This window comes from Fibrisoma limi BUZ 3 (genome assembly GCF_000296815.2).
GTDB classification, from domain to species: Bacteria; Bacteroidota; Bacteroidia; order Cytophagales; family Spirosomataceae; genus Fibrisoma; species Fibrisoma limi.
In genome coordinates this window covers 338,558-351,591 of record NZ_CAIT01000009.1, presented here as the reverse complement: position 1 = coordinate 351,591, position 13,034 = coordinate 338,558, and the positions used below count along the sequence as shown (strand labels likewise).

The 13,034-nt window shown below is 53.3% G+C and carries 9 protein-coding genes; 8 read left to right on the top strand and 1 reads right to left on the bottom strand.

What is annotated here, in order from left to right; all coding sequences use genetic code 11:
* Positions 1–127: 127 nt before the first annotated feature.
* The 6 genes from glmS (at position 128) to BN8_RS20945 (ending at position 6,278) form a co-directional block, all read left to right on the top strand.
* Positions 128–1,966, top strand: coding sequence for a glutamine--fructose-6-phosphate transaminase (isomerizing) (glmS, locus tag BN8_RS20970; RefSeq protein ID WP_009283943.1), 1,839 nt, complete (start codon positions 128–130; stop codon positions 1,964–1,966).
* A gap of 292 nt (positions 1,967–2,258) precedes the next feature.
* The gene (locus BN8_RS20965) at positions 2,259–2,969 is read left to right on the top strand and encodes a head GIN domain-containing protein (protein WP_040006684.1); all 711 of its coding nucleotides are present in this window, start codon (positions 2,259–2,261) and stop codon (positions 2,967–2,969) included.
* Between the two features lie 130 nt (positions 2,970–3,099).
* Positions 3,100–3,654 (top strand): RNA polymerase sigma factor, encoded by a 555-nt coding sequence (locus tag BN8_RS20960; protein WP_040006401.1) that lies wholly within the window; start codon positions 3,100–3,102, stop codon positions 3,652–3,654.
* Positions 3,629–4,318, top strand: coding sequence for a hypothetical protein (locus tag BN8_RS20955; RefSeq protein ID WP_040006400.1), 690 nt, complete (start codon positions 3,629–3,631; stop codon positions 4,316–4,318). Before BN8_RS20960 ends, BN8_RS20955 begins: the two co-directional genes overlap by 26 nt.
* 2 nt (positions 4,319–4,320) lie before the next feature.
* Complete coding sequence (locus tag BN8_RS20950) at positions 4,321–5,412, top strand: hypothetical protein (protein WP_009283938.1); 1,092 nt, start codon at positions 4,321–4,323, stop codon at positions 5,410–5,412.
* A gap of 173 nt (positions 5,413–5,585) precedes the next feature.
* Entirely contained in the window at positions 5,586–6,278 is a 693-nt protein-coding gene (locus BN8_RS20945; RefSeq protein ID WP_009283937.1) for a hypothetical protein, read from the top strand.
* A 60-nt stretch (positions 6,279–6,338) separates the two neighbouring features.
* Here the strand turns inward: BN8_RS20945 and BN8_RS20940 are convergent, their stop codons facing one another.
* Positions 6,339–7,097: a DUF2490 domain-containing protein gene (locus BN8_RS20940; protein WP_009283936.1), complete on the bottom strand. Its 759-nt coding sequence runs from the start codon at positions 7,095–7,097 to the stop codon at positions 6,339–6,341.
* A gap of 270 nt (positions 7,098–7,367) precedes the next feature.
* Here BN8_RS20940 and BN8_RS20935 point away from each other — a divergent pair, with 270 nt between their 5' ends.
* Both BN8_RS20935 and BN8_RS20930 read left to right on the top strand, forming a co-directional pair.
* Entirely contained in the window at positions 7,368–9,935 is a 2,568-nt protein-coding gene (locus BN8_RS20935) for a TonB-dependent receptor (protein WP_040006399.1), read from the top strand.
* Positions 9,936–10,134: 199 nt separating this feature from the next.
* Positions 10,135–13,005 (top strand): TonB-dependent receptor domain-containing protein, encoded by a 2,871-nt coding sequence (locus tag BN8_RS20930; protein WP_009283934.1) that lies wholly within the window; start codon positions 10,135–10,137, stop codon positions 13,003–13,005.
* Positions 13,006–13,034: the final 29 nt, after the last annotated feature.

Here is a 13,034-nt window from a genome sequence, read left to right as displayed (position 1 = left end):
GTGGGTTTTGCTATTTTACAACTTAATAAGATCAGTTACAGGTGGTCCTGACATGTCGGCATTTCGCCGTATCTTGCCCCTGACTATATAGCCAATTGCAGGATCAACCGAAACCAGAAAACCAACTATGTGCGGCATTGTAGCATACGTCGGGCACCGGGAAGCGTGTCCGCTCGTCATAAAAGGGCTGAAGCGGCTTGAGTACCGCGGCTACGACAGCGCGGGCGTAGCGCTGCTGAACGGCGATGGTCTCAAGGTGTATAAAAAGAAGGGAAAGGTGTCGGCGCTGGAACACGAACTCAGCGGCCGGACCCTGCATGCAAAAATCGGGATGGGGCATACCCGCTGGGCTACCCACGGCGAACCGAACGATGTGAATGCGCACCCACACTACTCGTTCCACCGAAAGCTGGCCATCATCCATAACGGCATCATCGAGAACTACGCGGCCATTAAAGAGAACCTGCTGCGGAAAGGGCATACGTTCGCCAGCGAAACCGATACGGAGGTGTTGGGGCAGTTTATCGAGGATATCTGGGAAAATCAGGGCGGAACGCTCGAAGAGGCCGTTCGGCTGGCGTTGCAGGAGGTAGTTGGGGCATATGCCATCGTGATCATGACCGAAGATGATCCTACCCAGTTGATCGCGGCCCGTAAAGGCAGCCCGCTGGTGATCGGCATTGGTGAGGGCGAGTTCTTCTGCGCATCCGATGCAACGCCCATTATTGAGTATACGAAAGACGTAGTGTACCTGAACGATTACGAAATCGCGGTCATCAAAGACGGTGCACTGCGGATCGTTACCCTCGATAATACAACCACGACGCCGTATGTCCACAAGGTAGAACTGGAACTGGAAGCGATCGAGAAAGGCGGTTTCGATCACTTCATGCTGAAGGAGATTTTTGAGCAGCCGCGTTCCATTGCCGATAGTATGCGGGGGCGTGTGAATGCCGACGAAGGGCATCTTCAACTTGGCGGACTGCGCGATTACCTGGACAAACTGGCAGCCTCGAAGCGAATTGTTATCGTTGGCTGTGGTACGTCCTGGCACGCCGGGCTGGTAGCTGAATACATTTTTGAAGAGCTGGCCCGGATTCCGGTTGAAGTTGAATACGCATCGGAGTTCCGGTACCGGAATCCGATCATCAGCGAAGGGGATATCGTCATTGCCATCTCGCAGTCGGGTGAAACGGCCGATACGCTGGCGGCCATCGAACTGGCCAAGTCGAAAGGGGCTACCATTTTCGGTGTGTGCAACGTAGTTGGCTCGTCGATTGCCCGGGCAACGCACGCGGGGGCTTATACCCATGCGGGGCCTGAGATCGGAGTGGCCAGTACGAAGGCGTTCACGGCCCAGGTCACGGTGCTGACACTGATGGCCCTGGCCGCGGCTCAACGTAAAGGTGTGATTGCCGATAGTCTGTTACGGCAGTTGCTGGCAGAGCTGGAGAGCATCCCGGCGAAAGTAGAGAAGGTGTTGCAGGCCGCTGAGAAGATCAAGGAGATTGCCTATATCTTCACCTACGCCCGTAACTTCATTTACCTCGGCCGTGGGCTGAACTTCCCCGTGGCGCTGGAAGGTGCCCTGAAATTGAAGGAAATCAGCTACATCCACGCTGAGGGATACCCGGCCGCCGAGATGAAGCATGGCCCGATTGCGCTGATCGACGAAGATATGCCGGTTGTCGTGATTGCTACCAAGGATAGCTCTTACGAGAAAGTCGTGTCAAACATTCAGGAGGTAAAAGCGCGCAAGGGGCGCGTCATTGCCATCACGACCGAAGGCGATACGCAGCTACCGGACATGGTTGATTTCACCATTGAGATTCCGAAAGTCCATGAAATCCTGATGCCGCTGGTGTCGGTGGTGCCGCTGCAACTGCTGGCCTACGACATCGCCGTGATGCGCGGCCGGAACGTTGACCAGCCCCGTAACCTGGCCAAGTCAGTGACCGTGGAGTAAGACCATACAAAAATGCCAATCGAAGCGCAGCGGGTGTAAACTCGCTGCGCTTTTTTATGCGACTAGAAATGAAAAAATACCTTCAACCGTCCGAAGAACGTGTTTATCGGTTGTGCTGTATGGGTGGATACTGGCCCGTTACGTCCTGTCTTACAGAGGATAGAGTCTATACTGTTTATCCTCCAATTCGTCGTTTTCAGTACGCATATTCGCTGGTTCAGTAAAGGCGACTTGTAGGAAGGAGTAGGGGTATATGACCTTTGGGGTGTCACACAACAAATACTTTATTCGTATGAAACGACAACCTCTTTTTTTTCAACTGGCCCTGATGGCCCTTTTTGCTCTGGTTTTTGTGTCCTGCCAGGACTCAGGTCCTTATGAAGAGACCACCCAAACGTATTCGGTATCTGGTTTCGACCGGCTCGACATGGGCAGCGCCTTCCGCATAACCGTACGCCCGGGTACTACCTTTGCCGTTGAAGCGCGCGGAAACCGAAGCGATGTCAATGATCTGGTCGTAGCCGTACGAAACGGAACGCTGACGGCGCAATACGACAATTACCGGCGTAACCGGCATCACGATATGTACATCACGATAACGATGCCGACGCTGCGGGGAATTAACTTCTCGGGGGCATCGCGGTCAACGATCAGCGGCTTTCCCAATGTGAACAGTATGGACGTTACCCTGTCTGGGGCATCAAAATCCGACGTAGCCGTGTCGACGACCCGCCTGACTACAGCTATCTCGGGCGCATCGACGCTTACGCTGAACGGCAGCAGCAGCGGCCTGACGGGCGACGTATCGGGGGCCAGTAAGCTCAACGCGTATGATCTGCTAACCGAAACGGCTGATCTGGAGGTATCGGGTGCCAGCAACGTGCAGATCCGGGTGAAGGACGCCCTGAACGTCTCGGCCAGCGGAGCCAGCAAAGTCCGGTATCGCGGCACCCCCCGGCTGAACTCGAAGGTATCGGGAGCCAGCTCAGTTGAGCAGGAGTAGGGTATAGAGACACTTTACAAAAAGTGCCGGTGGTATGTCGACATGCCACCGGCACTTTTTTTATACCTTCAGGCAACCCGTTCAGGAAAACCCGCATTTATGCAGATGTAAACCCGCATCAGCCAAAAAAATGGATCAGCAACTCATCGAACAATGCAAACGAGGCAATGCCTTTGCGCAGAAACGGTTGTTTGATCAGTATGCTAATCGGCTCTTTCGGGTGAGTTTGCGCTACGTCCGTAACGAGTCAGACGCTGAAGAAGTGTTGATGAATGGATTTATGAAGGCTTTTCAGGGGATCAGCGATTTTACTTACCGTGACGATAAGGGGCTGGAGGCCTGGCTTCGACGTATTATTGTGAACGAAGCCTTACAGCACCTGCGGGCAAACCGGAGCCTGCCACTTTTTCAGCCAGAGGAAATGGCCGGTATTCAGCCGGATTCGAATCCTTTGCCCGATATGGGGTTAGATGCCGAACGGATTTATGCACTTATTCGGGAGCTACCAACGGGTTACCGAACCATCTTTAATCTGTACGTAATCGAAGGATATACCCATCGGGAAATTGCCGAGCGGCTTGCTATCAGCGAGAATACATCGAAGTCACAACTGAGCAAGGCCCGCGCTCTGTTGCAGGAATGGTTAACCAGTTATGGCTATGAAGCGACCCGACGAACCTCTTGACCACTTGGTGCGGCAGGCGATCAACGATCTGCCTGATACACCGCCACCCGGCTCTGCATTCAACGCTGATCAGGTATGGAGGCAGATGCATCCCAGATTGCAGGGGGCAGCTCCGCAACGCCGTAGTGGCACTGTCTGGTGGCTGGCCGCAGCCTGCGCATCAGTCCTGCTGATAAGTTGGCTTTATGTAGAGCTGACGCCTGCTGAAAAGGGTGCGTCGGTTATAAATCGGCCGCCAGCCGCATCGATACCAGCCAACAGGCCGGTCGGACCGTTGGATCTGCGGCAACGAACCGCTGTTCGTGATCAGTCGGCACAAGTAGTTCGAGAGCGGCCTGTCCGACGAGTAAACGTACCTGAAAGGAACCTGGTCGAGCAAACAAAATTGACTGAGGCCATTACAGCGATGCCCGCTGAAACCCTACGCATTGTTGCTGAAACAATACCTTCGACGCCGGAAGTCACAAAAGCGTTGGCTACGGTTCCTAAACGCCAATTCCGGGTAGTACACGCGAACGAACTACAGGCGGAGGATGAGAAACGCCCGAAGCTCTACCAGACCGGAAACGTCGTGCGTCTGGGTGATGAAGGGGAGTTGCAGCCTGACGAAGGTGAAATAGCAAAGCCAATTATTCTCCGCTTAACGAATAAACCAAACCAGTAAGTATGCGAATTCTTTTCTTGGTTACCGCGCTCATGCTGAGCATGGATGGGACTATTGTTGCCCAACAGGTTCAGGGACGATTAACGGCGTCTGGCTCCAACCGTACAAACGATTGGATGAGTCATATTGAGATTGATCTGGGCCAACGAAATACGCTCCTCGTTGGGTTTACCCGCTACGCCGAAATTCAGGCTCGCCGGAACGTAGATTCGGTACTGCGCCTGTTCGTTGCCGATTACCGGGTCGTTCGGGATAGTGCCCAGCCCCCAACCGTGGCAACGCATGCCTTTTTCCGACTGTCGCCAACTGATCGGGCGCTTGACTTACGAACAACCCCGCAACGGACCCTGTCGTTTCGGTTCCGCGACGATGAGGAGCCGGTTCAGGTAAAGACCGCTCAGGATACGTTGTTGATCGTCTGGGGACAGACCGGTAATCAGCGACCCTATTACGACGTTTCGATTCAGCTATTTGTGAATAACCTGGATGGCATTGAACAGCTCTTGAAAAATGGTGGATTGAACGCCAGATTGAATCAGGCATTTGAATCGGTAGAACAGTATAAAGGCCATGATCTGACAAGTTCCAAAATGTCGTTTGATCTCATTGAGGAAGCGGGTAAAGCGCCCCGGTTTGTCAATCCCGGATTGGCACGAAGTCCATTTATTCGATTTTCGCCCGGGATAAGCGTAGGCCTGATTCGTAGTCAGTGGGTTCCTTCATTTAACCTGGACGCTCAGTTTGTTCCGGGTCGTCACTACAACGTTGGGTATACAATTGGCTATACGTCTTCTTTTTTCTTTCGGGAGGCAGGTGATGGACGCTTCCGCACCTTCAGAAATGACTTTCTGAATGTTGGCTTTACCTTTTATCGCTTCAATAAGAATGGGCTTACGTCGGCTTCCAGTCGTACACTCCTTGGCCTGTATGTCGGTGTGCCGGTTCATCGCAGGGGAAATTACTTTGACCCAAACACGTTTCGCGTAAGCAGCACGGTGTATCATTATGGGCTGTTCAAAGTCCAGCCCGAATTTTATTTTACCGGCTTATTCAAAAACGTATACCCTGGCCTGCGTTTAACCGTAGGGTTGTGATAAATTCAGTACCCAATCCAGCGACCGAAGCCACCGCATGAGGGGAAAACAGCAGCCTAACTTTCTTTTGCTGAACACTTTGTCATCTGCGTTCCATTACGTATATTTACCGTCCTGTCTCAATCGGACAACCGTACTAATGGACGCCGGGACAACGCCTGGCGGAACGCGTAATGGCACGACTCAAAAACAATCCAAACCAGCTTCAAATAGATTTTCTGGCGGCTTTTCGCCGGATGCTTGTCAGCCTCGGTGGCCCTGACAACCTGGCCGTCAATGAAAGCCTCTTTCTGCGGATGACCGACCAGTGGGAAAGCACTCAGGTTATACCCGCCAACTTATTGTTTCAGAAAAGCCCCGTTGAGGCCGTTGTCTATCGGCTCCAGAAAGCCGACCGCGACAGTGGCGCCGATCAACTCCGGTTCCCGGCCGAAATGATTGCCGGCGACATTCGGGGCGAACAGGGCCTGACCGGTTTTTCCGGGATCTTCCGGAATCAGGGCTGGGTCATTCTGCCGGCTGAATTGTCAGGAATGTACAAAAATCTGTTCCTGAACGTACTGACGGCATCAATTGGTCTCGATCATCAATATCCGTCGCGGACCGAATTGCTGGCCGAAGCCGAACGCGTGGCGCTGGCGGCTCTACTGCCCGAAGCTGAGGTTCGCAAGTTTTTCGGACTACGGCTGTCGAAGTTTCCCGACAGTTTCCGGAGCGAGGTTTCGAACTATTTCAATCTGCCGTTCGACTACGTGTTGAAGCGGGCCAATCACATTGGGGCCGTGTCGGAGCAAACCGTCGAAGAGGCTCGTACACCGCTACGCAACGTGAACCTGCGTCGACCGCAGAGCAATCGCGCAGCATAGCCTGCTTTTCGTTTTACATAAAAAAGCCGCTTGATTTTACATCAAGCGGCTTTTTTATGTCTAGGGGGCTGGTTGTTGCGGCCTGAAATCAAGGTTGTGGAACAGGAATAATCGCAGGGTGTGATTGTTAGTGAAGGTATTTCCAGCCGCCTGCTGCTGGAAAAGGTTCATGTAGCCGGCCTGTAGCAGCAGGTGTTTGGTAAACGGGTACGATAAACCCACAAAGAAGCGGTTCTGATCAAAATAGTTGTAGGTAATCTGCTTACCGGCGTTTACGAACACTTCGTCCTGGAGCACAAAATTCGGCACACCCGGTTGGATGGTCTCCCCTTTGACGGGTATCTGTAGTAGAAAATTATACCGGAATCGCCAGTTGAACCCGTACCCATCGGCCAGTTGATCACCCTGAATACTGCGATTAAACCGCTGTTCGGTCCGGACCCATTGCGTCAGGTTAAAGCGACCGCTTCGACCCGACCACCAAACTTGCTGCCACGGCCGATGTTCCGGACGAACCACGCCACTCGGCGACAGATAGGAGCCGACAAACGCGTAACCAGCCATGAGCCGAACGTTGTCAGCCACATAATAGGTCAAAGCACCTCTGATCAAGTTTTGATTCGGGCGGTCCAGGAAATCGATACGCCGATGGTGAACGTCAAGCCAGAGGCCAACGTGCCTGGTTAGTCGCGTCTGATTAAAATAACCTATCCAAACCTGCTCTTGCGGGAACACAATTTTGGCGTTCCGATCCGGAACCTGAGCGTAGGTTGTGCAAGGGAGAACGAGAATTAGGAGGAGTAGTAGTGAACGTTGCATATACGATTAGCAGAGCGATTAATTAAATATTTCCGCGAAAGGCTGTTTCGAAAATAAGAATTCGCATACTGTGAGTTGATTTTCTATGCCTTTCATTTGGAAGTGGCTGCAATATATAAGTTTATTTGCAAACCCTATAAAATCAATAGATTATAAGTACTAATAGTCTATCTAAAACCGGGAGTATAGGGACAATTGAACTATAACCACAGAGCACGCTCAGGCGGAAGTAATAATCTGCTCAGAACTACACAAAAAATGCAGCCGAGAATGAAGTACTTTTTAGCGTCCATTTTCTTACTAGGAGTCGTTCTTGCACCTCTATCTACATTGGCCCAGAACGCACCAGTCATCAATGCGACCGTATCCGGAAAGATCGTTGATGCCCGCACCAAAGAAGCATTGATTGGGGCCACCGTAACCATTAAAGGCACAACGAATGGCAGTACAACCGATCAAAACGGCCAGTTTAACCTGGTTACTGGTCAGAAACTCCCTTTCACCGTCACCGTTTCCTTCGTTGGTTATCAGACCAAAGATGTTGTTGTAAGCGATAATAACGTTGACATTCTGCTCGAAGAAGCTGCCAATCAGCTTGCTGATGTAACGATTACGTCCCGTCGTCGTCAGGAGTCGGCGCAGGATGTTCCCATTCCAATCTCGATTGTGAGCGGTAACCGGGCCGAAGATGCCGGTGCTTTCAACGTAAACCGGCTGAAAGAACTGGTGCCTACCGTTCAGTTGTATGCCTCCAACGCCAGAAACACGACGCTTAACATTCGCGGCTTAGGCTCTACGTATGGATTAACCAACGATGGCATCGATCCGGGCGTTGGCTTTTATGTAGATGGCGTTTATTACGCCCGTCCGGCGGCTACAGCCCTCGATTTTGTCGACATTGAACAGGTGGAAGTGTTGCGCGGGCCGCAGGGAACGCTGTTTGGTAAAAACACAACGGCCGGTGCCTTTAACATTACGACGCGCCCCGCTGGTTTTACGCCGAGTGGAACGTTCGAACTGAGTTACGGTAATTATGGGTTCATTCAGGCCAAAGGATCGCTCACGGGGCCGTTGAGCCGGAAGCTGGCTGCGCGGGTATCCTTCACCGGTACGCAGCGTAATGGTACGTTCTTCAACGTACATACCCAACTGCCGATCAACGACATCAACAACATTGGCGTGCGGGGACAACTTTTGTACACGCCAACGGATAATGTGAAAATTACCCTGATCGGCGATGTATCTGATCAAAAACCGACTGGCTATGGCTGGCCGGTAGCCGGGGTTGTTCCGACCAAACGGGCTGCGTATCGGCAATTCAACGCCATCATTGCCGATCTGAACTACAAACTTCCGTATGCAAGCGCTTTTGAACGCATCGTTGACCTCGATACGCCCTCAAAAGCCGATAATCAACTCGGTGGGGTATCGCTGAATGCCGACGTTAAACTGGGTGGTGGCACGTTAACGTCCACAACGGCATGGCGGTACTGGAAATGGACTCCGTTAAACGACCGCGACTATATCGGATTGCCCGTCTTTACCGTATCGGCCGGCAACTCGGTCCATGACCAATGGTCGCAGGAAGTACGGTATTCCGGCAAACTTTCGTCCCGGTTGAGTGGTGTTGTAGGCGTATTCGGACTCTGGCAGGATTTACAATCTGATCCCGTACAGACGGAAGAAGCCGGTTCGGCGCAATGGCGGTTTGCCCAGAACTCGACCAGTCCCCTCTGGAAAACGCCGGGCCTGTTCGATAATTTCGGTATCCGGACTACCAACCGGATCAGGAGCACGAGTTTAGCGGCTTTTGGGCAGTTGGACTGGGCCGTAACGGAGCGAATCCACGTTTTGCCGGGTATCCGCTATAACTACGACAAAAAGATAGCTAATTACAGACGGGAAACGTACGGCGGGCTGCAAACGACCGACCCGGCTTTGCTGGCGTTAAAAAATGGCGTTTACACGAACCAGGCATTCGACACGAACGTATCGGAGGACAATTTTTCCGGCCAGCTTACCCTGCAATACAGAGCAAGCGGTGCGTTTAACGCCTTCGGTACCTATTCGATAAGCTACAAACCCGTTGGGGTTAATATTGGCGGCCTGCCAACGGCCAATGGCCGGGTATTACTGGAGCTGGCCCGGGTGAAACCTGAATTCGTCACGCACTACGAATTTGGGGTAAAAACCAAGCCTTCTCCCATCTCGGTTCTGAACGTCGTGTTCCACAATACGGAGATCAAAGATTATCAGACGCAGGTTCAGACGCCGGAGCCGGGGGTAAACCGCGGCTATCTGGCCAATGCCGAGAAGGTTCGGGTCATGGGAGTTGAAGTTGACGGAAACATCCGCGTAGCTAATTTCTTAACCCTGAACGCAGCCGTTGCCTACACAGACGGGAAGTACGTAACCTTCAGGAATGCGCCGGTACCCCTCGAAGAAACAGGCGGTGAGCAGGCCTTCAAGGACATTTCGGGGGGCGCTCTGCCGGGTATTTCCAAATGGTCTGGTTCTGTTGGGGGCGAAGCAACCGCCAAAGGAAAGCTCATCAGTTTGAAGGGAAATTACTTCATCGGGATAGACGCTTTCTACCGTTCTTCGTTTTCGTCGAGTCCATCGCCTTCGCAATACCTGAATATTGAGGGATATTCCTTGATAAACGGCCGGGTTGGATTCAGAGCCTCAACGGGCATTACCGTTTTCCTATGGGGTAGAAACCTGCTCAACACCGATTATTACGAGCAATTGCTGGCGGCACCGGGCAGTGCGGGGCATTATGCCGGTATTGTAGGCGACCCGCGTACGTATGGCGTTACGTTACGGTATGCGTTCTAACGACGCGACTGAGTCTGGGCAAGGCATCATGGCGTTGCACGAACCTGTGTTTTGATGAACAACATATGCGCAGATCCATTCGGTTCTGCGCATATTTCTATGAAAACTTTATCATTGGCGAGAATTTTTTCTGATGCTAAAGTTCATAATCTTTGCACTCATCGCTTACTAACTATTATTTTTTTTGAATAGCCTGTCTATGAGACAAGTCTCCATAATTCTGTTCTTTATCTTGTGGGGCACGGGTTTTGTTACTGCCCAGACCAACATAGCCGGTACGGTCACCGACGCCAGGAAACAGCCGCTGGCTGGTGTAACCGTTACGGTGAGTGGAACCACCACCGGAACCATCACGAATGAGAAAGGCCGCTTTGAACTGAAAACCAGCCGGGACCTTCCGCTGACGTTGCAGGTGTCGTTTGTGGGCTACGCTACCCAAAGCGTACCGGTGCGCGGTAACAATTTTCGCAACGTAACGGTGGAACTGACGGAACAAGCCATTTTAGCTGATGAAGTGATCGTTTCGGCCAGCCGCGTGGAGGAAAGTATCGCCAAGGCCGCCGTTACGGTCGAGAAGCTGGGACCCCGGCAGTTTGCCAGTTCACCGGCCGCTACGCCATTCGATGCGTTGCAGAATGTGAAGGGTGTCGACCTGCTGACCCAGAGCCTGACCTTCCGGTCGGTAAACGTGCGGGGCTTCGGGGCCAACAACAACAACCGGTTCGTGCAGCTCACCGACTACATGGACAACCGGTCGCCGGGCCTGGGTTTTGGTTTCGGAACGGTAGCCGGTATCTCGGACCTCGATGTAGAGAGCATCGAACTGATTCCGGGGGCATCGTCGGCGTTGTACGGACCGGATGCACTACAGGGACTGATGCTCACGACCAGCAAGAATCCGTTTACGTACCAGGGGCTGAGCGCCCAGCTTAAACTCGGTGCCAACAACTTCGGCAAGGACGATTTTGGTCCGAAACCGTACCTGGACGTAGCCGTTCGGTATGCTAAACAGATCGGTACGCGTTTTGCCTACAAGGTGAACTTCCAGCGATTGACCGGTACGGACTTCATCGCTGATGATTACAGCGACCGTTCGACCAACGCCCGCCCGGGCTTCTTTACCACCGATGCGTCGCGGGGCGGGGTTGCTACCGGTATCGGCTACGTGCCAAACAACGACCCAAGTACAAATTTTCAGTATGACGGGGTCAATATTTATGGCGACGATATCAACGTACCGGGCGGTTCGTTCCGCTTTCCGGCCAACTACTCTCGGCCGGAGCTTCAGAATCAGCTCGTGACGCGCACCGGTTACCGTGAAATCGACGTACTGGGCAACGAGGGGAAAGTGTTCAGTAACCGGGCCAACGTAGCATTGCATTACAAACTGACCAACACCATTGAAGCTTCGCTGGGCTGGTACTATGGTAATGGTAACTTCATCCGGACCGCCGGTTTCCGGGAGTACTTTCCCAATTACAACCGGCACCAGTTCAAGGCCGAAGTCCGGGGCGAGAACTTCTTCGTCCGTGCCTACACAACGCAGCAGAAGGCCGAAGGCTGGAACATCGGCCAGACGGCCGTTGCCATCAACAACGCCTGGAAGCCGATCAACCAGTGGGCTTCTGAGTTCGGTCAGGCTTACATCGAGAACAAAACGACCGTAGAGCAGGCCCGTCAGACCGCCAACCGGGGTCGTTTTGAGCCTGGGTCGCCGGAGTTCAACCGGATTCGTGATGCCGTCAGCGGTACGTACAACACGGATTTTGTACCGGGGTTGACCAACGTTCGTGGTACGCGCTTCCGCGATAATTCGCAACTCTGGCACTATGAGGGCATGTATAACTTCTCGAAGCTGCTACGGGTGGCTGATCTGCTGGTGGGCGGAAGTTATCGGCGCTACGTCCTGGAGTCGGGCGGCACCGCGTTCCCACGCAAACCCGATGGCTCGGAATACACCATTGACGAATACGGGGGATATGCACAACTGTCGAAAACGTTTCCGGTCGTAGCCGGGCTGACGTTTAAGCCTACGGTTGCGCTGCGATACGACAAAAACCAGTATTTGAAGGGAGGCTTCACCCCCCGGGCGTCGGGTGTGATCAGCTACGGTGTCCACAACCTGCGCGGCTCCTGGCAGTCGGCGTTCCGCAATCCGTCGCCGGGGCAGTTGTTCGCCATACCGGGCACGGGTCAGGGGGGCGAAGTAGGGGGGACAGTGCTGGCCTACACCGGGGCCGGACTGATCGCAAATCCGGGCTATCTGGTTAATGAAACTACGCCTTTCCAGGCAAACCCGAATACGGCCGCGGCTCCCCAGCCATTTGTCATCGACCCGGCCCAGTATACCACAGAGAAAATCAAAACCTGGGAAGTGGGCTACAAGACTGTTGTCGGCAGTCGGCTCTACCTCGACGCTTATTATTTTGGTAGCCGCTACTCCGATTTCATTGCGGCCCAGAGTGTGTTTCAATTACTGACACCGGGAGCGGGTGTCAATGCGCTGCTGACACCGTCGAACTACCGGACGTTGCAGGTTAACTTTAACAATACGAACGAAATCTTCGTGCGGGGGGCCGGTATCGGGATTGAGTATGGCCTGAAAAACGGCTACACGCTGAGTGGAAACTACGCGTATCAGATCGGCCTGATTACGTTGCGCGATGCCCGTGGCAATGTCCGCAACGACCGCGCGGGTAATCCGGTAGTGAAACGGAAAATGAGCAATCCGGAGGTAGCGCAACTGGGCCGGAATTTCTTCATTTCGCCGGAGAACCGGTACAACATCAGCCTGAGCAATCCGCGACTGACCGACCGACTGGGGGCTACGATCACGTACCGCTGGACTGACCGGACGTGGGTTGAGCAGGGCACCACGCAGGGCGATGTGTGGCTGCCGGCCTGGAGTAGTCTCGATGCGCAGGTGTCGTACAAGGTGCCGGAAATTAAATCGACCGTGAAGGTAGGCGGCACGAATGTTCTGAACCAGTACTACGCGCAAGGGTACGGTCTGGCCCGGATCGGTGCCCTGTACTACGTGTCGATCACGTTTGACGAGCTGATGCGGTAGGTAGACTTTTAAACGCCGGTGATGTCGGC